Annotated in this window: 19 protein-coding genes; 11 read left to right on the plus strand and 8 right to left on the minus strand. The window is 68.2% G+C overall.

The genetic code is table 11. The annotated features are described in order from the left end of the window. Positions 1–7: 7 nt before the first annotated feature. On the minus strand, positions 8–889 hold the full coding sequence (locus U4Y91_RS18030; protein WP_321806179.1) for an energy transducer TonB: 882 nt from the start codon (positions 887–889) through the stop codon (positions 8–10). A 652-nt stretch (positions 890–1,541) separates the two neighbouring features. On the opposite strand from U4Y91_RS18030, the gene U4Y91_RS18035 reads away from it, so the two are divergent. From U4Y91_RS18035 to proP, 7 genes are all read left to right on the plus strand, one after another. Further along, complete coding sequence (locus U4Y91_RS18035; protein ID WP_044849070.1) at positions 1,542–3,269, plus strand: methanol/ethanol family PQQ-dependent dehydrogenase; 1,728 nt, start codon at positions 1,542–1,544, stop codon at positions 3,267–3,269. Between the two features lie 82 nt (positions 3,270–3,351). After that, complete coding sequence (locus U4Y91_RS18040; RefSeq protein WP_321806180.1) at positions 3,352–4,608, plus strand: c-type cytochrome; 1,257 nt, start codon at positions 3,352–3,354, stop codon at positions 4,606–4,608. A 75-nt stretch (positions 4,609–4,683) separates the two neighbouring features. Then, positions 4,684–5,001 carry a high-potential iron-sulfur protein gene (locus tag U4Y91_RS18045; RefSeq protein WP_321806181.1) on the plus strand — a complete coding sequence of 106 codons (318 nt, stop codon included), beginning with the start codon at positions 4,684–4,686 and terminating at the stop codon, positions 4,999–5,001. Between the two features lie 16 nt (positions 5,002–5,017). After that, complete coding sequence (locus tag U4Y91_RS18050; RefSeq protein ID WP_321806386.1) at positions 5,018–6,871, plus strand: sigma-70 family RNA polymerase sigma factor; 1,854 nt, start codon at positions 5,018–5,020, stop codon at positions 6,869–6,871. 207 nt (positions 6,872–7,078) lie between these two features. Further along, the gene (gene acs, locus U4Y91_RS18055) at positions 7,079–9,118 is read left to right on the plus strand and encodes an acetate--CoA ligase (RefSeq protein ID WP_415750474.1); all 2,040 of its coding nucleotides are present in this window, start codon (positions 7,079–7,081) and stop codon (positions 9,116–9,118) included. A gap of 225 nt (positions 9,119–9,343) precedes the next feature. Beyond that, the gene (locus U4Y91_RS18060) at positions 9,344–10,411 is read left to right on the plus strand and encodes a porin (RefSeq protein ID WP_321806183.1); all 1,068 of its coding nucleotides are present in this window, start codon (positions 9,344–9,346) and stop codon (positions 10,409–10,411) included. A 577-nt stretch (positions 10,412–10,988) separates the two neighbouring features. After that, positions 10,989–12,458, plus strand: a complete 1,470-nt coding sequence (gene proP / locus U4Y91_RS18065) for a glycine betaine/L-proline transporter ProP (RefSeq protein ID WP_415750475.1) — start codon at positions 10,989–10,991, stop codon at positions 12,456–12,458. A 128-nt stretch (positions 12,459–12,586) separates the two neighbouring features. Here proP and U4Y91_RS18070 read toward each other — a convergent pair whose 3' ends face one another. The 4 genes from U4Y91_RS18070 to U4Y91_RS18085 form a co-directional block, all read right to left on the minus strand. Further along, positions 12,587–13,411 (minus strand): alpha/beta fold hydrolase, encoded by an 825-nt coding sequence (locus U4Y91_RS18070; RefSeq protein WP_321806184.1) that lies wholly within the window; start codon positions 13,409–13,411, stop codon positions 12,587–12,589. Positions 13,412–13,703: 292 nt separating this feature from the next. Continuing rightward, the gene (locus U4Y91_RS18075; protein WP_321806185.1) at positions 13,704–15,056 is read right to left on the minus strand and encodes a TRAP transporter large permease; all 1,353 of its coding nucleotides are present in this window, start codon (positions 15,054–15,056) and stop codon (positions 13,704–13,706) included. 4 nt (positions 15,057–15,060) lie between these two features. Next, a complete protein-coding gene (locus U4Y91_RS18080; RefSeq protein WP_321806186.1) occupies positions 15,061–15,639 on the minus strand; it encodes a TRAP transporter small permease in 579 nt (192 codons plus the stop codon). Then, complete coding sequence (locus tag U4Y91_RS18085) at positions 15,636–16,622, minus strand: TRAP transporter substrate-binding protein (protein WP_321806187.1); 987 nt, start codon at positions 16,620–16,622, stop codon at positions 15,636–15,638. The genes U4Y91_RS18080 and U4Y91_RS18085 overlap by 4 nt, the downstream gene beginning before the upstream one ends. A 556-nt stretch (positions 16,623–17,178) precedes the next feature. Between U4Y91_RS18085 and U4Y91_RS18090 the strand changes: the two genes are divergently transcribed. Further along, entirely contained in the window at positions 17,179–17,373 is a 195-nt protein-coding gene (locus tag U4Y91_RS18090; RefSeq protein WP_321806188.1) for a hypothetical protein, read from the plus strand. Positions 17,374–17,516: 143 nt separating this feature from the next. Here U4Y91_RS18090 and U4Y91_RS18095 read toward each other — a convergent pair whose 3' ends face one another. The 3 genes from U4Y91_RS18095 to U4Y91_RS18105 all read right to left on the minus strand — a co-directional run bounded on the left by U4Y91_RS18095 (position 17,517) and on the right by U4Y91_RS18105 (position 19,996). Beyond that, positions 17,517–18,197, minus strand: coding sequence for a GntR family transcriptional regulator (locus U4Y91_RS18095; RefSeq protein WP_044847167.1), 681 nt, complete (start codon positions 18,195–18,197; stop codon positions 17,517–17,519). Positions 18,198–18,440: 243 nt separating this feature from the next. Then, positions 18,441–19,148, minus strand: coding sequence for a pirin family protein (locus U4Y91_RS18100; protein ID WP_321806189.1), 708 nt, complete (start codon positions 19,146–19,148; stop codon positions 18,441–18,443). An 83-nt stretch (positions 19,149–19,231) separates the two neighbouring features. Further along, entirely contained in the window at positions 19,232–19,996 is a 765-nt protein-coding gene (locus U4Y91_RS18105; protein WP_044847165.1) for an SDR family NAD(P)-dependent oxidoreductase, read from the minus strand. Between the two features lie 139 nt (positions 19,997–20,135). Here U4Y91_RS18105 and U4Y91_RS18110 point away from each other — a divergent pair, with 139 nt between their 5' ends. From U4Y91_RS18110 to U4Y91_RS18120, 3 genes are all read left to right on the plus strand, one after another. Next, complete coding sequence (locus U4Y91_RS18110) at positions 20,136–21,053, plus strand: LysR family transcriptional regulator (protein ID WP_321806190.1); 918 nt, start codon at positions 20,136–20,138, stop codon at positions 21,051–21,053. Positions 21,054–21,215: 162 nt separating this feature from the next. After that, a complete protein-coding gene (locus tag U4Y91_RS18115; RefSeq protein WP_321806191.1) occupies positions 21,216–21,488 on the plus strand; it encodes a hypothetical protein in 273 nt (90 codons plus the stop codon). Between the two features lie 33 nt (positions 21,489–21,521). Beyond that, positions 21,522–21,917, plus strand: coding sequence for a nuclear transport factor 2 family protein (locus tag U4Y91_RS18120; protein WP_321806192.1), 396 nt, complete (start codon positions 21,522–21,524; stop codon positions 21,915–21,917). The last annotated feature ends 52 nt before the right edge of the window (positions 21,918–21,969 follow it).

The raw sequence follows: 21,969 nt of genomic DNA on the forward strand, positions 1-21,969 counted from the left end.
GGACTCCCTAGTTTCCGAGTTTGAACACGACCGGCACCCTGACCCAGCCGTCGATCGATTCCGTGCCGCGCTTCGCCGGCACGAAGCGCCAGTCCGTCACCGCCGCGACGGCCGCCTCGTCGAGCGCGTCGTGTCCGCTGCTCGCCGACAGCAGGACCTGGTCGGGCCGGCCGCTCGCGAGCACGTGCACGTTCAGGAACGTGGTGCCTTCCCAGCCGCGCCGCTGCGCGACGTCCGGATAGTCAGGCGCGGGGTTGCGCAGGTAGGCCGCCGCGAAGCGCGGTGCGGTGACGGGTTCGGGCGCCGTTGCCGATGGTGCGACGGGTGCCGCGTGCGCGGGCACCGTCGCGGTATCGGCCGATGCGTGGGCGGCGGCCGGCGAGGCCGGCTCCGGTACCGGCCCGGCTCGCTGAAATTCACCGTCCGGCCGCGCCACGGCGGTTGCGGCCGGGCGCCGGCGCGAAGGACTTGTGCGATCGACCCGACGCGGCACCGTCAGGTTCGGCCGAATCTCCCGAGACATGACGGTTTCGCGGCTCGCATGCGAAGGCCGGTGCACGGGAGGAACCTGTGTTGCGCCATCCGTACGGCGCTGCTCGCCCGGTTCGGCCACCCGCGCGGATGCGCTCGCATCCACCTCGACCGCGAGCGCACGGGGTAGCGTCGGGCGTGCAGCGGGCACCCATGCATGCCACAGCGCGACCGTGATGGCCGCATGGACGGCGAATACCGCCAGCGCGACCACGTGCAGCGGTTCGCGTGCGCGCACGGCCTGCGACATCGCGATCGTCGCCGCATCCGCGCCGACGGGCGCGATGCCGTATGCGAGCGCGACCACGCGGCGGCGGTCGGACCTGCGGTTGGCATCGAACGGCATCGGGACAGGCATGGCGGTTTCTCGCTGCGCGGAATCGTTGCCGGTTCGAACGGCAAGAAGCATGCCGATGCCCGCATCGCCCGGCCGGCGCCGGTCGAAGCCACCACGCGTCGATCCGCAACCGCCAACCTGTTGCAGTTCGTGCCACCGCTGTCGCACCTGTGTCAATTTGGATCAACGGTACGGCGCTCGCGCAATCGTATGCGTGATCTTCGTTCGGATCGAGCGCGCCGCCGCAGGCGCGCCGTCCGTTGCATGCGTCCGTCGCACCGGGTAACGGCGCGCCATCGACTCGCACCGTCGACGACGATCGCCTTCCCTGCGCCGCACCTTCATCCATTCAGGCATGCCCTCGCGCATGACCGCCGCGCTTCGCCGTGCGCCGCGTATCGCATGCGCGCGGCTCCCGTCTGCTCACGGCGTTGTCATGTTTCGCAACACTCGGCCCGCGGCTGTCCCCGAACGCAACACACGCGGATCACCCGCGCCGCGCCGCACGCGTCGCCGCAGCGCGCGCAATCGGCCGCTGCGCCTTGCGCAGCAAGGCGCGCGCCGCAGTGGCATGCGATTTGCGTGACTGGCTGCGCACTGGACCCGGATCCCCACCCTGCCGGCCCGGCCATGTGTTGGCCGCGGTGCGACCACAATGACTCAGGAGACAACCATGAAAAAACTCTCGGCTTCGACGAGCCGACTGGCAACGATCGGCATCGCGGCGGCTGCCGCGATCGCCTTGAATCCCGGCCTGGTGGACGCTGCCGCGGATTATCCGGCCGTCACGTACCAGCGGCTCACGGATGCGCAACGCGATCCGGGCTGGCTCACCTACTACCGCACGTACAGCGGCCAGGCGCATTCGCCGCTCAAGCAGATCGACGCATCGAACGTGAAGCAGCTCACGCAGGCGTGGAGCTACAAGTTTCCGGCCGAGCTGAAGCAGGGTTTCGAGGCCACGCCGATCGTCAACGGCCGCTACCTGTTCGTGACCACGCCGAAGGACAACGTGTACGCGTTCGACGCGGCCACCGGCGCGCAGCTGTGGAAATACGAACCGAAACTCGGCGCGGAATCGTTCAAGACGGCCTGCTGCGACGTCGTGAACCGCGGCGTCGCGCTGTACGGCAAGAACGTCTACGTCGCGATGCTGAGCGGCGAGGTGGCCGCGCTCGACGCGCAGACCGGCGCACTCGTGTGGAAGAAGCAGATGTTCGAACCGGGGCTCGGCTACGCGTTCTCGCTCGCCCCGCTCGCGCTCGACGGCGCGATCGTGGTCGGCAGCTCTGGCGGCGAATACGGCGCGCGCGGCTTCATCGCGGCGCTCAGCCCGAACGACGGCACGCTGCTGTGGAAGCGCTTCACGATCCCCGGCCAGGGCGAGAAGCACGCCGATACCTGGCCCGACGGGATGCAGGCGCACGGCGGCGCACCGGCCTGGCTGACCGGCACCTACGACGCGGCGACGCGCACGCTGTACTGGGGCGTCGGCAACCCGGGGCCGTGGCTCGCGGACCTGCGGCCGGGGGACAACCTGTACTCCGATTCGCTGCTCGCGCTGGATCCGAAGAACGGCGACCTCAAGTGGCACTACCAGTACACGAAGCACGACACCTGGGACTATGACGGCGTCAACACGCCGGTGCTCGCGACGATCAAGTACAAGGGCAAGGAACACGACGCGATCGTCCATGCCGACCGCAACGGCTACTTCCACGCGATCGACCGCGACACCGGCAAGCTGATCTATGCGGAGCCGTTCGTGAAGGCCACGTCGGTCACCGGCTACACGGAAGACGGCGCGCCGATCCAGGATCCCGCGAAGTATCCGAAGGTCGGCACGACGATCGACACCTGCCCGAGCTTCCTCGGCGGCAAGAACTGGTGGTCGATGTCGTACGACCCCGTGCGCCATCTCGCGATCGTCCCGGCGCTGCACGCGTGCATGAGCCTGTCCGGCAAGTCGGTCAACTACATGGAAGGGCTGCCGTATCTCGGCGAAGGCTTCGAGATCAAGCCGGAACCGGGCAGCGAAGGCTACGGCGAACTCCAGGCGATCGACGTGAACACCGGCAAGAAGGTGTGGAGCCACTGGAGCAAGCTGCCGTGGAACGGCGGCGTCGCGACGACCGCGAGCGGCCTCGCGTTCAGCGGCTCGCTCGACGGCCACCTGTACGCGTTCGACGTGTCGACCGGCAAGGTGCTGTGGGAGAGCCCGAAGCTCGCGAGCGGGATCATCGCGCAGCCGTCCGTCTTCGAAGTCGACGGCAAGGAGTACGTAGCAGTGCTCGCCGGCTACGGCGGCGCCAACCCGATCTGGGGCGGCCCGATGGCCAAGGCGGCGGACGACGTGCCGCGCGGCGGCACGCTGTACGTGTTCGCCCTCGACCGCGGCTGATCGACGTCCGTTCAACCGCATCGCACCCGCGCCGCCGGCGCGGGTGCCGCCTCCATTCTCCTTTTCAACCGAGCGTACGATCATGAACATCCGACTTTCCCGCCTCGCCGTGGCCTGTGCGCTCGCGGCAGGCACGGCGCTGACCCCGGCGCTGTCCACGGCCGCGACGGCGGTGCGCGTCTGCTCGCTGCCCGGTACGCCGACGGCCGCGCTCGACAAGGCCGTCGCCCGCGACGTGTTCCGCACGGCCGGCATAACCGCCACCTTCTCCGCACATGACGCAGGCGGCAGCGACGACGACGGCGTATCCGCGCACGAGCTCGCCGGCATCCTCGAACGCGATTGCGACGTGCTCGCCGGCTTCCCGCGCTCGGCCATCGCCGACGCATCCGACACGAAGCTGCTGTTCTCGCAGGGCTACCTGCGCTCCGGCTACGTGAGCGTCACGCGCCGCGATGCCGGCACGCCGGCGACCGGCCGGGAAATCGTCGCGGCCACCTACGCGAGCCCCGCGCAACTGATCGCGGTGCAGCAGAAGAACGCGCGCTTCGATCTCGAGAACACGTCCGAGCAAACGATCGACGCGCTCGCCCGCGGCCGCGCGCATCGCGCGATCGTCTGGTATCCGGCGGTCGTCGCGTATCAGGCCGCGCATCCTAAACAGGCATTCCGCATCGGCGCGGCCGCGTCGCCGTATGCGGAATGGCAGCTCACGTTCGCGTTCGCGCCGCGCTCGGCCGCGTTGCAGCAGCGGATCGACGCGGCACTCACGCAGATGAAGGACAACGGCCGGCTGGCCGCGCTGACCCGCAAGTGGGCGCTGCCCGGCAGCGCGCTCGAAGCGCACGAGTCGCGCACGCCGTCGCGTTTCCTCGACGGCGCGACGGCGAACTCGGGCCGCGCGCCCGGTAGCCTGCTGCGCGCGCGCAACGTGCCCGCCGGCGGCTTCATCCGCGTCGCCGCGAGCACCGGCGACGCCGCGCCGACGTTCGACGCCGTCCAGGTCGCACACGGCAAGGAAATCTACGGCAACGCCTGCGCGAAGTGCCACGGCGCCGACCTCGAAGGCAACACCGCGCCCGCGCTGAGCGGCCCGTCGTTCGCGCCGCTGTCGCATTCGCACCTGACGATCGGCGGCGTGTTCGGCTACATGGCGACCAACATGCCGGCGGACCAGCCCGGCAAGCTGAAGGACGAAGACTACGCGGACCTGATGGCCTTCCTGCTCGCGTCGAACGGCTACGTCGCCGGCAAGAGCAAGCTGACGGCCGATACCGCCCACGCGTCGACCGCGCCGCTCATCGCCGGTCCCGCCGCGCACAAGGACGCGAGCCAGTAACACCGGGCCAGCGGCTCCGCCACGCGATGCGGGCCGCGCCCTTCCCCACGATTTCATCTTCACCAGGAAACGACCGTGACGTACCCGACCTCCCGCAGAACCTTCATCATCCATACCATCGGCCTGTGCGCGACGCTCGCCGCCGCACGCACGGCACTCGCGGCGCCGCCGCTCGTCGACGAGAACGACGCCGCCGCGAAGACGCTCGGCTATCGCGCGCGTGCGTCCAGCGTCGACACCGCGCAGTTCCCGAAATACCAGGCCGGCCAGCGCTGCGTCAACTGCCGCTTCTACAAGGGCGAAGCGGCGGATGCCGCCGGCACGTGTCCGATGTTCGGCGGCAAGCTGGTCGCGGCGGACGGCTGGTGCAACGTGTATGCGAAGCGCGCGTGACGCGTCGCGCGACGGGATGCCGGCGCGGCACGCACCGGCCCCCGTGGCCGGCATCGACGACGGCGCGCCGCCGCATGCCGTCGCGCATCTGCACGCGCTGATCGCGACCGGCCTGTCGCGCGGCTTCGTCACGCGCGGCGACATCATCGACGCGCTGCCCGACGACGATGCGAGCGACGGCGGCATCGATGCGGCCGCCGCGGTGCTCGCCGAACTCGGCATCACGGTGTGCGACAGCGCCGATACCGCGAGCGGCTGGACGCTCGATCGCTACTTCCGGCCCGCGCCGCCCGCGCGCGCATGGGCCGACGGCGCCGGCGCGCTCACCGCGGCCGACCTGCTCGCGCCGCGCACGACCGACCCGGTCCGGCTGTACCTGCGCGAGATGGGCACGACGCCGCTCCTCACGCGCGACGAGGAATTCGCGTACGCGCAGCGCATCGAGCGCGGCCGCGCGGCGTCGGTCGCGGTGCTGTGCGGCGATCCCGACGCACTCGACGCGCTGGTGTCGATCCGCACCGAGATCGCCGAATGCCGGACCGCCGCATCGACCTACGTGATCTTTCTCGCCGATGGCCCACGCGACGATCGACCGGCAGACACAGTCGATGCGGACGCTTCGCCCGCCTCCATCGGCGAGCCCGCACGCGACGACGAGACGCCACCGGAGGATTCGGCCTGGCGCAACGCCGTCGTAGCGCGGCTCGCCCGCATCGACGCGCTCACCGGCGGCATGCGCGCGGCGCTGGTGTCGGGCAGCACCGCTTCTGCCGCGTATCGCGCGCAAGTACGCGACGTCGCGGCGCTGCTCGGCACGGTGCGCCTGTCCGCCCGCGCACTCGAACGAATGAGCGAACCGTTGCGCAAGCGCGCATGCCGGCAGCGCACGCTGCGGGGCCGGCTGGCGCGGATGCTGGCCGACGTGGGCGTCCCGCCGTCGTTTGCACAGTCGACCGACGACGACCACGCGGGCTGGCTCGCGTCGTGCATCGCCGCCCATCCGGCCTGCGGGCCGACGCTGACGCGACGCGCGGCCGAGTTCGTCGACGCGCGTGCCGCGATCGTGCGCGATGCCCCGGCGTCGGCGCTGCCGCCCGGCGCGACCGCGTCGCTCGATGCGCGGCTCGCTGCGATCGAGCGCGCGATGCAGCCGGCGAGGACGCGACTGTTCGACGCGAACCTCCGGCTCGTCGTGTCGATCGCGAAGCGCTATCCCGATCGCGGGCTGCCGTTCGCCGACCTGATCCAGGAAGGCAACATCGGCCTGTTGAAGGCCATCGAGCGCTACGACTACCGGCGCGGTTTCCGCTTCTCGACCTACGCGACCTGGTGGATCCGGCAGGCGATCACGCATGCGCTCGCCGACCTCGGCCGCACGATCCGCGTGCCGACGCATACGGTCGACGCGCTGAACAAGCTGTCGCGGCTCGCGCGCGAGCATCGGCAACGCGCGGGCACGGCCGCGACGCCGGCCGAACTGGCCGTCCACATGGGCGAGCCGGTCGACAAGGTGCGCGACCTGATGGCGATCGTGAAGGAGCCGGTGTCGGCGGATTTGCCGGTCTCGCCGGAAGGCGACATGACGTTCGCCGACGTCGCGCCGGACCTGTCGTCGCCGTCGCCCGAAGACGCCGCCGGCGCCGCCCAGTTGCGCCATACGATCGCTGCCGCGATCGACCGGCTGCCGCCGCGCGAAGCGACGGTCCTGCGGTTGCGCTACGGACTGCACGCGGACGAAGGCTGCTCGCTGCGCGACATCGGCCGCCAGTTGAACCTGTCCGCCGAACGCGTGCGGCAGATCGAGGCGTCGGCGCTCGCGCGGCTTCGCGCGTCCGACGCGCTCGGCGCGCTCCGGTCGTTCATCGCCTAGCACGGCGTCCGGCCGGTGGCGTGCGCGCCGCGCATCGTGCGCCGTGTTGACGCCTGCAACACCCGCTGCTGCATTTCGACGCAACACGCAGGCCGACAAGCGCACCGAGTGCTCGGTATTTTTATGCTTTGCACTGCATATCGATCTACGTGAACCACACTACAACGCGCACGCACGCCGCTCCGGCCGAATACCCGCGCGATTGGCATGCAAGTTGCGTTTCAACAGTCAGGCCGCACACTAACGATTTCCACGGAGAACACCTTGACTGCCCTCGTATCGATCCTGCAGGAACACCGAATCTTCGAACCGTCGGCCGACGCGCGCGAGCGCGCCAACATCTCCGGCATGCCGGCCTACCGCGCGCTGGCCGCCGAGGCCGAGCAGGATTACGAAGGCTTCTGGGCGCGTCTCGCGCGCGAGGGCCTCAGCTGGCACAAGCCGTTCACGAAGGTGCTCGACGAGAGCAACGCGCCGTTCTACAAGTGGTTCGACGACGGCGAACTCAACGCGTCGTACAACTGCCTCGACCGCCACGTCGAAGCCGGCAACGGCCAACGCGTCGCCGTGATCTTCGAGGCCGACGACGGCACCGTCACGCGCGTCACCTATGCCGAGCTGCTGGCACGCGTGTCGCGCTTCGCGAACGCGCTGAAGAAACGCGGGATCGGCAAGGGCGATCGCGTCATCATCTATATTCCGATGTCGATCGAAGGTATCGTCGCGATGCAGGCCTGCGCGCGCATCGGCGCCACGCACTCGGTCGTGTTCGGCGGCTTCTCCGCGAAATCGCTCAACGAGCGGCTCGTCGACGTCGGCGCCGTTGCGCTCATCACCGCCGACGAGCAGGCGCGCGGCGGCAAGACGCTGCCGCTCAAGAGCATCGCCGACGAAGCGCTCGCGATGGGCGGCTGCGAAGCGGTCAAGAGCGTGATCGTCTATCGCCGCACCGGCGGCAAGATCGACTGGCATGCCGAACGCGACCTGTGGATGCACGAGATCGCCGACGGCGAGTCCGACACCTGCGAGCCGGAATGGGTCGGCGCCGAGCATCCGCTGTTCATCCTGTATACGTCGGGCTCGACCGGCAAGCCGAAGGGCGTGCAGCACAGCACCGGCGGCTACCTGCTGTGGGCCGCGCAGACGATGAAGTGGACCTTCGACTGGAAGCCGGCCGACGTGTTCTGGTGCACGGCCGACATCGGCTGGGTCACCGGCCACACGTACATCACGTACGGCCCGCTCGCGTGCGGCGGCACGCAGGTCGTGTTCGAGGGCGTGCCGACGTATCCGGACGCTGGGCGCTTCTGGAAGATGATCGGCGATCACAAGGTCACGGTGTTCTACACCGCGCCGACCGCGATCCGTTCGCTGATCAAGGCCGCCGAAGCCGACGACAACGTGCATCCGAAGAGCTACGACCTGTCGAGCCTGCGCATCATCGGCACGGTCGGCGAGCCGATCAATCCGGAAGCGTGGATGTGGTACCACAAGCACGTCGGCCAGGAGCGCTGCCCGATCGTCGACACGTGGTGGCAGACCGAAACCGGCGGCCACATGATCACGCCGCTGCCCGGCGCAACGCCGACGGTGCCGGGTTCGTGCACGCTGCCGCTGCCGGGCATCATGGCCGCGGTGGTCGACGAGACGGGCCAGGACGTGCCGAACGGTCAGGGCGGCATCCTCGTCGTCAAGCGTCCGTGGCCCGCGATGATCCGCACGATCTGGGGCGACCCGGAGCGCTTCAGGAAGAGTTATTACCCGGAAGAACTCGGCGGCACGCTCTATCTCGCCGGCGACGGCACGGTGCGCGACAAGGACACCGGCTACTTCACGATCATGGGCCGCATCGACGACGTGCTGAACGTGTCGGGCCACCGGCTCGGCACGATGGAGATCGAGTCGGCGCTGGTGTCGCACGAGCTGGTTGCGGAAGCGGCGGTGGTCGGCCGCCCGGACGACACGACGGGCGAGGCGGTGGTCGCGTTCGTGGTGCTGAAGCGTTCGCGGCCGGAAGGCGACGAAGCGGCGGCGCTCGCGAAAGCGCTGCGCGACTGGGTCGGCAAGCAGATCGGGCCGATCGCCAAGCCGAAGGACATCCGCTTCGGCGACAACCTGCCGAAGACGCGCTCGGGCAAGATCATGCGGCGTCTCCTGCGCTCGCTCGCGAAGGGCGAGGCGATCACGCAGGACACGTCCACGCTCGAGAACCCGGCGATCCTCGAGCAGCTCAACCGGTCGCTCTGAATGACGCGGCCGGCACCGGCCCCACCCGACACTGTCGACACACGCGCGTTCGGGCGCCCATCCCCGCCCTGAACGCGTCGCACGCGGCCACCACCCGGCCGCGCACGTGCGTCCCGCCGCGCCCCACCCTGCGTGCGCGGCTCATGCGACGGACACCGCCACGCGGGCATCCGTCGCCTCCCCTTGTTCGATGCATCGACGTACAACAACACTGGAGACACCTCAATGAAAAGCAGAATCGTGATCGGTTGCGCGGCGCTGGCAGGCGCGCTGGCCAGTAGCAGCGGCTTCGCGCAGAGCAGCGTGACGCTGTATGGCAACCTCGACGCCGCGTTGCTGTACACCAGCAAGACACGCGACGCGGCCACCGGCGCGAACGCCGGCCATCAGTTCGCGATGACCGACACCGGCATGACGCCGACGACGTTCGGGATGACCGGCACCGAGGATCTCGGCGGCGGCCTCAAGGCGAAATTCCAGCTCGAGAGCGGCTTCGCCGTCACCAACGGCGCGTTCGCGCATTCGAACGGCAACTTCTTCGGCCGCCAGGCGTGGGTCGGGCTCGACGGCGGGTTCGGCACGGTCAAGGCCGGCGTGCAGTATTCGCCGTTCCTGCTCGCGATCTTCGATTCGGATCCGCGCAGCTTCTCGCACTTCGGCAGCGGGCTGATCAACTACGTCGACAACGTGCTGGTGACGGGCCTGTTCAACCCGAACGCCGTGTCGTACACGAGCCCGACGATCGCCGGCCTCACCGGCAGCGCGATGTTCGCGTTCGGCGGCAAGGCCGGCGACTTCCAGGCCGGCCGCCAATACTCGGCGAGCCTCAAGTACGAGCACGACGGCTTCATGATCGACGCCGCGTTCTACGACGGCAACGACGGCACCAACCCGACGCCGACGCCGAGCACCGTCGCGTTCGTCGGGCGCACGATCGGTGCCGCCTACCGCTTCGGCCCGGTCACCGCGAAGGCGTCGTTCACGAGCTACAAGGTCGGCGGCTCGTTCAGCAACAACGTGTACGGCGGCGGCCTCGACTATCAGGCGACGCCGGCCGTCGACCTGAACGGCGGCGTCTGGTTCACCAGCGATCGCAACGACACGGCCAATCACTCGCTGCTCGCGGCGATCGGTACGACCTACAGCCTGTCGAAGGCGACCGCGCTGTACGCGCAGGTCGCGATGGTCAACAACCACGGTGCGATGAACACCGGGCTCGGGATCAACAACGCGCTTTACGCGGTCACCGGCACGACCGTCGGCGCGAACCTCGGGATCCGCCACATGTTCTGATGCACGGGCGGTGGAGGCTGCATCGAACCACCGCCCCGATTCATTCGCACTCCGAATTATTTTTCACCGACGCCGGCCTGCAGCGATGCATCCGGATTCGGCACGGCTTCCGTGGCGGGCGGATGCGCGTGCAACGCTCCGCCCGCCCGTCACGTCCGTCTTGCCCGTCACGCCGACACGCCGACACGCCGACACGCCCATACCTCGACACACCCACGCGCCCACACGATCCGTACCGTGCCGCATCCGTCCACGCCGTGATCGCGGCATAGACCGCCGTTGACGCAACCCGTACCGCCTTGCCGCCGCACACGCGCCGCCGCGCGGCATGGCGACTTGCCCGCCTGCGCCATCCGTGTCGTTTTCGACCGGTTTCCGGGCGTATGACCGATAGTCCGTGTTCCCCGTTTCTCTACACTGCTTCACACCAACACACTTGCCTGGTGTCGCGTGCCGCGTGCCGCATCACCGACATCATGGCGATCCAGAGACAACCGCCTTCGTCCCCGACGGTCCCGCGCCCGCCCCGCCGCGCACCCGCTCGGCCGGCCGCGAAGGCTCCTTCCAGGAGCGTTCATTGAGTTCATCGCAAGCGCACCCCGCGAAAGCCCGGTCTTCGCGCAAGGCCCTCAAGCTGGATGACATCACGATCGTCGACCCTGCCGTCCTCAAGCGTGCGGTCGGGGCCATGGCGTTCGGCAACGCGATGGAATGGTTCGACTTCGGCGTCTACAGCTATATCGCCGTCACGCTCGGTAAAGTGTTTTTCCCGTCCAGCAGCCCGTCCGCGCAGCTGCTCGCGACCTTCGGCACCTTCGCGGCCGCGTTCCTCGTGCGCCCGCTCGGCGGCATGGTGTTCGGCCCGCTCGGCGACCGCATCGGCCGCCAGCGCGTGCTCGCCGCCACCATGATCATGATGGCCGTCGGCACCTTCGCGATCGGCCTGATCCCCAGCTACACGTCGATCGGCATCATGGCGCCGATCCTGCTGCTCGTCGCGCGCCTCGTGCAGGGCTTCTCGACCGGCGGTGAATACGGCGGCGCCGCCACCTTCATCGCCGAGTTCGCGACCGACAAGCGCCGCGGCTTCATGGGCAGCTTCCTCGAGTTCGGCACGCTGATCGGCTACACGCTCGGCGCGGCCACCGTCGCGATCCTGACGGCGACGCTGTCGCAGGAAGCGCTGCTGTCGTGGGGCTGGCGCGTGCCGTTCTTCATCGCCGGCCCGCTCGGCCTCGTCGGCCTGTACGTGCGGCTCAAGCTCGAGGAAACGCCCGCGTTCAAGAAGGAAGCCGAAGCGCGCGAAGCGGACGAACGATCGCGCCCGAAGCAGTCGTTCGGCACGCTGCTCGTCGAACAGTGGAAGCCGCTGCTGCAGTGCGTCGGCCTCGTGCTGATCTTCAACGTGACCGACTACATGGCGCTGTCGTACCTGCCGAACTACCTGTCGGCGACGCTGCACTTCAACGAAACGCACGGCCTGTTCATGGTGCTGCTCGTGATGGTGCTGATGATGCCGATGACGCTCTACGCAGGCCATCTGTCGGACCGGCTCGGCCGCAAGCCGGTGATGATGTTCGGCTGCGTCGGCCTGCTCGTGCTGTCGGTGCCCGCGCTGCTGCTGATCCGCACCGGCGGGATGCTGCCGGTGTTCGGCGGGATGCTGATCTACGGCACGCTGCTGTCGACCTTTACCGGCGTGATGCCGTCCGCGCTGCCCGCGCTGTTCCCGACGCGGATCCGCTACGGCGCGCTCGCGATCGGCTTCAACGTGTCGGTATCGCTGTTCGGCGGCACGACGCCGCTCGTCGCCGCATGGCTCGTCGATCGCACCGGCGACCTGATGATGCCGGCCTACTACCTGATGGGCGCATCGTTCATCGGCATCGTGTCGGTGCTCGCGCTGCGCGAGTCCGCACGCCGGCCGCTGCCCGGCTCCGCGCCGTGCGTCGCGAGCCGCGCGGAGGCGCAGGACCTGATTCGCCGCGGCGCCGACGCGGGCCGCGTGCGCGACCGCCAGTTCACGCCGGTCGGCGAACGCGCATGACGCGGTAATGTCGCTATGCCGCAGTCACGTCGCAACGCAAGTCGTTGCGTCGTCACGCGATGCCGCGCGGCGCCCGCCGCCGGCATCGCATCCGGCGTTCAGCCCGCCGCCGGCATCGCGTGCGGCGTTCAGCCCGCCGCGAGCTGCTGCTCGTCGAACCAGTCGAGCAGCGTCCGCGTGACGAACGCGGGGTTCTCCAGGTTCGAGATATGGCCGGCGTCCGGCACCAGCGCATGGCGGCAGCCGATCACGCTCGCCATCTTCACCGTCTCCGACGGCGGGCGCGCCATGTCGCCCGCGCCGCACAACAGCAGCGTGCGTTCGGCATCCAGCCCGGCGAGTGCGGCGAGCGTATCCGGCCGCCCGAAGATCAGCCGGCCGAGCGGGACGATCGATTCCCGCAGCCGGTCGGCCGGCAGGTTCGCGAGCGCCGCGCGAAAGGCGCGCGGCACCGGGTCGGCCAGGTTCACGTCCGGCCGGAAGAACAGCGGCACGATCGCATCGAGCAGCGGCGGCGCGATGCAGCCGGCGGCGGCGATCGCATCGAGCATCCCGAAGTAGCGCAGCCGCGTCGCGTCGGGTTCGGCCTCGAGCGACGCGTCCATCAGCACGAGCGAGCGCACGCGCCGCGGTTCGCGCAACGCGAGCTGCGCGCCCCACATCCCGCCGACGCTGAGCCCCACGACCGCGCACTGCTCGATCTCCAGCGCATCGAGCAACGCGCTCGCGTGCGCGGCGAGATCGTCGAGCGTCTGCGTGCCGCCGGGCAGCGGGCCCGACGCGCCATGCCCCCACAGGTCCGGCACGATCACGCGATACCGGCTCGACAATGCGTCGATCTGCGGCGCCCACATCGCGGCATCCCACAGATAGCTGTGCCCGAACAGCACCGGAAATCCGGTGCCGCGATCCTGGTAATGCAGGGTGCTGCCATGAACGATGTGTGCGGGCATGTCGTCTCCGTGTCAATGCGGTGGGCGGCGGCCCGGAAACGGGCGTCGCGATCCGCGGCGTTCTGCGACGAACGCGAAGCGGCGAATCATCGCACAGGTTGCCGCCGTTGCGTGTGACTGCCGCGCGTGCCGCGACGCATCGCATCGCGCACTTCCGCCGTGCGGCCGGGACGACGCCGATCGCGCGACGCGGCCGGCGCCGGTGCTGCCGCCGCGCGTGAAGCCACCGCCGACGTGACTGCGGCGCCGGACAACCTCGGTCGTCCGGCGCCGCGACGGTCGAAACGCGCGCTCAGAACACCGCGTGCCCGCTGATGAGGCTCGGCAGCCAGGTGGAGAAGAACGGCATGTACGTGACGATGTTGATCGCACTGAAGATCGCGAGGTAATACGGCCACGCCATCTTCGTCGTCTCGCCGATCGACACGTTGCCGATCGCGCAGCCGACGAACTGCACCGAGCCGATCGGCGGGTGCACGAGGCCGAGCGAGCAGTTCAGCAGCAGCATGATCCCGAACTGCACCGGCCCGACGCCGCACGCCATCGCGATCGGCAGGAACAGCGGCGTCGTGATCAGGATGTGCGCGGCCATGTCGACGAACGTGCCGAGGAACACCTGGATGATGTTGATGTACAGCAGCATCAGCCAGGGCGCAGCGGTCGACTGCTTCAGCAGCCCTTCGATCGCATCCGGAATCTCCAGGTACGACATCTGGAAGCGCAGCATGTTGGACACGGCGATCAGCAGCAGCACGACGCCCGTCGTGCGCGCCGCATGCGACAGTGCGCGCCGCAGCTTCTCGGCCGTCAGCGTCCGGTAGACGAGCGCGGTCAGCACGAGCGAGTACACGACGGCGATCGCGGCGGCTTCGGTCGCGGTCGCAATCCCCTTCGCGACACACACGAGGATGATCGCGATCACCATCAGGCCCGGCACCGCGCCGACGAAGCTGCGCAGCACCGCATACCAGCCCGGGAACGACGGCAGCGCCGACGAACCGTCTTCGCGGCGCGGATAGCCGTGGCGCACGGCCTGCCAGTATGCGGCCGCGAGCACGAAGCCCATCACCCACAACACCGGCAGGAGGCCGGAGAACAGCAGGTCGCCGATCGACACGCCGCTCACCGGCTGGCCGTGCAGCATCCCCGTGATCCCCTGCGCGGCGAACGCGTAGATGATCATGTTGGTCGACGTCGGCATCAGCGCGCCGGCGAGCGATGCGTGGGTCGTCACGTTGACCGCGTAAGCCGCGCTGTAGCCTTCGCGCTTCATCAGCGGAATCACCACGCCGCCCATCGCGGACGTATCGGCGGTCGGCGAGCCCGACACGCCGCCGAACAGCGTGCACGCGACGACGTTGGCCATCCCGAGGCCGCCGCGGAAATGGCCGACGGTCGCCTGCGCGAAGCGCAGGATCCGGTCCGCGATGCCGCCGTGCAGCATCAGCTCGCCGGAGAAGATGAAGAACGGCACCGCGAGGAACGAGAACGCGTTCATCCCCGAGATCATCGCCTGCATCGCGGTCGCGATCGGCAGCCCTTCGACCAGGTAGGTCAGCACGCAGGAAATGCCGAGCGCGAACGAGACGGGCACGCCGAGCACGAGGAAAACCAGAAAACTGACGGACAGGATCGCGAGTTCCATGGCGTTATTGTCCCGACGAAGAACGACGAAGCGCGAGCAGGTGCTCGAGCGAGAAGAGGATGATGGCGATCGCCGCGGGAATCGTGATCAAGTAGCGCACGCCTTCGGGCAACCCGATGATCGGAATGCGGTCGCCCATCGTCTCCGCGGCCATGCTGCCGCAGCCGACCATGATCGCGATCGCGAATGCGATCAGGCTCAGGTGCTGGATCGCGATCACCACGGTGCGCGGGCCCGGCGACAAGCGCCGCACCAGCGAGTCGAGGCCGATATGGCCGCCGTCGCGCACCTTCATCGCCGCGCCGAACATCGCGATCACGATCACCAGCAGCAGCGCGATCGGCTCGACGAAATCGGGCGCGTTCTCGAACACGTAGCGCATCACGACCGCGTAGAACACCAGCACGGTGAGCGCCGCGAGACACAGCGACGCGACCACGGCCAGCGCGCGGAACAGCAGGTCGTTCACGCAGCGCAGGCGCGGCGCCGCCGCCTGCGGCCGGCACGGCGCCGCACCGTCCGCGGCAGCCGCGTCCGATGCATCCACGGCCGCCGCGCCGTTCAGGGAAGTGCGACGGGTCACTTGGTGGCCTCGATCTCATCGACGATCTGCTTCATCTGCGGCGTCTTCTCGTACTTCGCCCACAGCGGCTGCATCGCCTTCACGAATGCCGCGCGGTCGATCTGCGCGGCCGGCAGGATCTTCGCGCCGCCCTTCGCCACCGTCTGCTGCGCCGATGCCTCGCGCGCGGTCCACAGCTTCTGGTAGTACGGCACCGAATCGGCCGCGGCCTTCCTGATCGCGGCCTGTTCCTGCGGCGACAGCGTGTCCCAGATCTTCTTCGAGAACACCAGCACTTCCGGCGTCATCGCGTGCTGCGTCTCCGAGTAGTCGGGCGCCACCTCGAAGTGCTTGGTTTCCTCGTACGACGGCAGGTTGTTTTCCGCCGCATCGACGAGGCCCGTCTTCAGGCCCGTGTAGACCTCGGCGAACGGCATCGGCGTCGGCGTGCCGCCCATCGCCTTGATCTCGTCGACCATCAGGTCGGACGGTTGCACGCGCACCTTCAGCCCCTTCATGTCGGCCGGTGTGCGCACCGGGCGCTTCGCGTAGATCGAGCGCGCGCCGCTCTCGTAGAACGTCAGCGCGATCATCCCCTTCGCCGCGAACGCGTCGAGGATCTTCTGGCCGGCCGGGCCGTACATCGCCTTGCGGAAATGGTCGACGTCGCGGAACAGGAACGGGAACGACGGGATCAGCGACTCCGGCACGATCTCGTTGAACGACGCGCCGTTCACGCGCGCCATGTCGATCGCGCCGATCCGCACCTGGTCGACCGTGTCCTTCTCGGAGCCGAGCGCGCTGTTGCCGAACACCTTGATCGAGTCCTTGCCGCTCGTCAGCTTCGACAGCTCGTCGCCCATGTACTTGACCGCCATGTTGGTCGGGAAGCTGTCGCCGTGCACGTCCGCCGAGCGGAACACGCGGGCCTGCGCGGACACCACGAAGCCGGCCATCAGCGCGACGGCCAGGGCGGTACGGGAGCGGGTGAATCGGTGCTTCATCGTCAGTCTCCTTGATGGTTGCTCGTTGTCTGGCGGCGATCCGGGCGGCTTGCGCATCAGCCGGGGCACGGCCTTCGCTGAATCGCAGTCATACGTTGTATGACGTGTGGGAGCGAATGTACGTCGGTTAATCGTTTAACTCACTTGGTGCATACCCTATGGGCGCTTCTGTAGCGGGTTCTCGGCGAGGCGGAGGGAAAAGCCTTCTCTGTTGGGCGTGCAGCCCGCGAAACGTTTTCCGGAAATGAGCTGCGTTTGAACCGGCGCGGTGACGTGTCGTTTTCCGGAGCCGGATGCTCTCTTTCGTTTCTATTTCTACAGTCATAGGATGACTGACTGCCGTCGGCGACGACGGGCTCGACATGGGCGCCGTCGTTGTAAGGAGGACGTGATGAAGCCGACGCCCCGCAGTCATGCGGAGCGTCGCGCCATCGTTGCCGGCGTGCCTGTTCACGCATGCTGGCGGCGCCGCGCGTCGGCCGCGGCGCGTGCCGTCGCGGCAGGCACGCGCGATGCGTGCTTGCCGCGACATCGGAAACACGAAAGGAGGTGTGCGATGCAGACGACCAGAACGTCGGCGGGACAGCGTCAGGACACGCCGTTGAATCCGGGCGACGAAGGGCCGCCCGATGCACCGGGCGTCGGCGAGGATCTATGCGGCGTGTGCCGCGGCACCGGGATGGTCGAAGGACAGCCATGCGCGGTGTGCGGCGGGACGGGCAAGGTGTTGCAGGGGATCGGCGGCGGCTAGACGGTCACACGGAAGCGGTGCGTGCAGGCCGCCTTCGGCGCTGTGCGGCGCACGGGACGGGCCACGGACCGCACGCAACCCCGCCTCAACGCCGGGATTGACCGGAATCGGGTATCCGCGCGGCGCGCGGCGCGTGAACGACCTCAACGCCCGAGCCGCCGGTCCCGCAGAAACGCATTCAACTCGCCGCCCGCATGCTCGATGTGGCGCTTGAGCAGCGACGCCGCCGCGCGCGCATCGCCCTTGCGGCACAGCGCGACGAGCTCCGCGTGCTCGGATTCGGCCACGTCGCGCGCGGCCTCGGACAGCGACAGCTGCACGCGCGTGTAGCGGTCGGTCTGCTGCAGCAGCGACGCGACGATCGCCGCCGTCTTCGGCTGGTCGGCGCGCGACAGCAGCAGATGATGCAGCTCGGTGTTCAGTTCGCCCCAACGGCCGGACTGGCTCGCGTGCAGCACTGCGCTGTATTCGTCGAGGATCGCATCGAGCCGCGCGAAATCCTCGGCGGTCAGCTTCGGAATCGACTTTTTCAGCAGCACGGGCTCCAGCAGCGCGCGCAATTCGAACAGTTCGGTGATGTCCTCCGGCGACAGCTCCGACACGATCGCGCCCTTGTGCGGCAGGATCTTCACGAGCCCTTCGCTCTCGAGCTGCACGAGCGCTTCGCGCAACGGGATCCGGCTGATGCCGAGCTCGGTCGCCAGCGCGTCCTGGCGAAGCTGGTAGCCGTCGACGTATTCCCCCGTCAGGATGCGGCGGCGCAGTTCATTCGCTGCGGCTTCGGCGCGCGTGGCGTAGACAAGAGCGGGGCGTTTCTCGTTCATGTTGCGGTTCGGACTGGGGATGGCGGTCAGGCAAGCGCCGACGCGGCGATGGATATTGCATACTTTCTACGATATTAGCAGAGCGGCCATGCGGGCGAGCGTCGGCGACCGCCGCCACAGGCGACGTCGGCATCGACGTCCTGTGTTCCCGCAATACGGCCACCCGATGCTCACCGGCGCGCATTCTCGAAGTCGGCACGGCAATGAACCAGGCTGCGGCCGCGCGCTGATCGAGCATGCGCCCTAGCATAAGCGCTCGACAATCATGACGTCCGTGTCGTCCCGCGCCCGCAACATGAGCCACGTTTCATCGCGAACGGCAACGCCATCGCGTCGTGCCAGCCTGATCGGCCCTACGTCCAGCCGGCCATGATCGACAACCAGATAAGCGGAACCGGGCATCGGCAACGCGTGCCGCAACGCAGTGCCTTCGCGCAGCGTCGCGATACGCACGCGTGCATCGGCATGAATGGGCAACGCGCCGCCGCGGACATCTTCCGGATCGCCGCTCGCCAGTGTCACGAATCGGCCCTCGCGACATCCGGGCGAACAGACTCGCGTCGCACAGCGCGGTGTGCCGGCAGGTGTGCGCGGACGCAGCCAGATCCGGAACTGCCGCGCGGGCATATGCTCGTCGTTGCGCTCGGCATAATGGATCGCCGTGCCGGCACTCGTCACGTGGACGGAATCGGCGACCAGTCGCGCGCGATTGCCCGCGTCATCTTCATGCGTGATGGCACCCGAACGCACCCACGTGACGATCTCGACGTCGCGGTGGGCGTGCGGGCCGAGGCCCGAGCGCGGCGCGAATTCGACGTCGCTCCACATGTAGAGCGGACCGAGCGGCGCATCGTCGGCGCGCCCGGACTCGCCGATGCGGAAATGCTGGCGGATGTCGACACGGCCGCGCCGGATTGCGCCAAGCGCAAGAAATGGCCGATGTTCAATCATGATGGAGCCCGGTTCGAGTACGCCGGGCGCGGATCGCGATCGTCGCAGACGGCGTCTTCCGCACCCGCGCGCCCTGGCTGCGCTCAGATCTGCTGCTGGCCGCCATCGACAAACAATTCGATGCCGTTCACGAAGCTCGCGTCGTCCGAGGCGAGGAACAGCGCCGCGCTCGCGATCTCGCCCGGCTCGCCGAGGCGCCCCATCGGAATCTGGGCAGCCAGATAATCGGCGAGCCCCTGGCGCTGCGCGGCATCGTCACCGGCGAGATCGAGCAGGCCAGGCGTGCGGGTCGCGCCCGGGCTGATCGTGTTCACGCGGATGCCACGCTCCTTGAGGTCGAGAATCCAGCTGCGTGCAAAGGCCCGCACCGCTGCCTTCGAAGCCGAATACACGCTGAACGCCGCGGTGCCCGCGCTGCCCGCCGTCGAGCCGGTGAGAATCACCGAGGCCCGCTCGGCAAGCAGCGGCAGCGCTTTTTGTACCGTGAACAGCACGCCCTTCACGTTGCGCTCGAAGGTGTCGTCGTAGTGTGCTTCGGTGATGCTGCCAAGCGGCAGCATCGAGCCGCCGCCGGCGTTCACGAACAGCACGTCGAGGCGCCCCTGTTCTTCCTTGATTTGCGCATACAGCGCGTCGAGCTCATCGAGCTTGGTGGAATCCGAACGTACGCCGGTCGCCTTGCCGCCTGCTTCGCGAATGCCCTTCACGGCGGCATCGAGTTCGGCTTGTCGGCGGCCCGTGAGATAGACGTGCGCACCTTCGGCCGCGAAGCGTTCGGCGGTGGCGAGACCGATGCCGCTGGTTGCGCCGGTGACGAGTGCGATCTTGTTGTCGAGTTTGCGTGCCATGGTATTGCTCCTTTCGTTGGGTCGGTGGGGGGTTGCGTTGCATTGCGTACTGCGATGTGAGGAGAATATCGACGGCCTTATCTTTTCGAAATAGAATTGATTGCAAACAAACGTTGCATAAATGCAAAGATGAGGAAAAATGGCTCAACTACCCGATTTCGAGGGGCTCGCGATGTTCGCGAAGGTGGCCGAGCACGGTTCGTTTGCCGCCGCGGCGCGCGCGACCGGCGTGTCGGTCGCGACCGTCTCGCGCGGCGTGGCCCGCCTGGAGGACCGGCTGGGCGCGCGGCTGTTCAATCGCACGTCGCGTCAACTCTCGCTCACCGAGTTCGGCCGCACGATCAGCGAGAAGGCCGGCGAGATCTATCGCCAGGCCGAGGAGACGGAAAGCTCGGCACGCGAAATGTCGGTGCAGCCACGCGGGCTGGTGCGTCTGGCCGTGCCGATGTCGTACGGGCTGCGCTGGGTCGCGCCGTTGCTGCCGGGCTTCTTTCGCGCGTATCCGGAAGTGTCGATCGACCTGCATCTGTCGGATGCGTCGGTCGATCTGGTCGCCGACGGGTTCGACGCCGCGCTGCGAATCGCCGCGCTTCCGGATTCGTCGCTGGTCGCGCGGCGGCTGTGCGCGGTGACGCAATTCGTGGTGGCGTCGCCGGAATATCTGACGCGTGAAGGACGGCCCGCCCATCCGCGCGAGCTGGCGGATCGTCCCTGTCTCTCGTACGCGTACCGCGCGCGTAGCGCCGTATGGCGCTTCACGAACGACGCAGGCGACGAAGAACCGGTGATGCCGGCGGGCCCGCTGCGCGTGACGAATGCCGATGCGCTGTTGCCCACGCTGCTCGCCGGACTGGCGATTGCCGAACTGCCCGAGTTCATCGCCGGCGATTACCTGGCCGATGGTCGTCTCGAAGCGATCCTGACCGACTGGTCGCTGACGAAGGGCGGTGTTTACTTCGTCACGCCCTCGGCGCGCGCGCGGCCCGCGAAAGTCGCGGCGCTGTCGGATTATCTTGCCGAGCACCTTTCCGAGCCGACCTGGCGATGGCCGAAATGATGCGTCGGCGCGGTTGATCGGCCGGCGTCCATCATTGCATTCATGCAACGATGGTTTTCAAACGATTCCGTTTCGCAAACATTGTCCGGACCGTATTCTCCTTTCCACCGGCTGCACGACATCACGCCGCAAACCGCTCAACCAGGCAAAAGGAGAATCACGATGAATACGCAAGCCACCCCGGACACGCCCGATACCGCGACTGTCCCGTTCCTCGACGCGCTGAACAGCGCCACCGGCCCGGCAGTCGAGACGCTTACGCCCGCCGAGGCGCGCGAAGTCCCGGCAGGCGCCCGGCGCGGCGCGCTCGTTGACGCGTCGGGCAACGACGTCACGCGCCGCGAGTTCGGCCTGCTCGACGTGCTTGCCGCCGACGCACCGACGCGCGCCGCCATGCAGCAGATGGCGACTGCGTCGACGACGCGCCTGCAATGAATCGCTTCCATTAACGCTTTTATCGAGCCGATCATGAACAACGCCAAACAGCTGCTTTTCGCTTACCTCGAATCGATTCGCGATCCACGCGCGGCTGGCGCACTGTTTGCCGACGACGGTGTGCTGGAACTGCCGTATCTCAAGTCACTGGGTATCGACGCACGCGCGCAGGGGCCCGCTGCGATCGAAGCCTTCATTGCCTCGCTGCTCACGAAAGTGCCGGATTTTGCGTTCAGCAATGTGCGGCTGCTGATCGAAACGCCCGAGCAGGTATTCGCCGAATATGAAGTCGAAGCGCTCGTTCCATCAACGGGGAAAATCTATCGCCAGTTGTACGCAGGGCGGCTGGTGGCGCGCGACGGCAAAATCCTGCTGTTGCGCGAAGCACTGGATACGATGGCTGCGGCACACGCGTTCTCGACGCCGTAACCCGCTTGACGAGATGACGATGAATGGCCGCCCGAGCAATAGAAGCGGCCCG

It is taken from the genome of Burkholderia sp. BCC1993 (assembly GCF_905339865.1).
Lineage (GTDB): Bacteria > Pseudomonadota > Gammaproteobacteria > Burkholderiales > Burkholderiaceae > Burkholderia.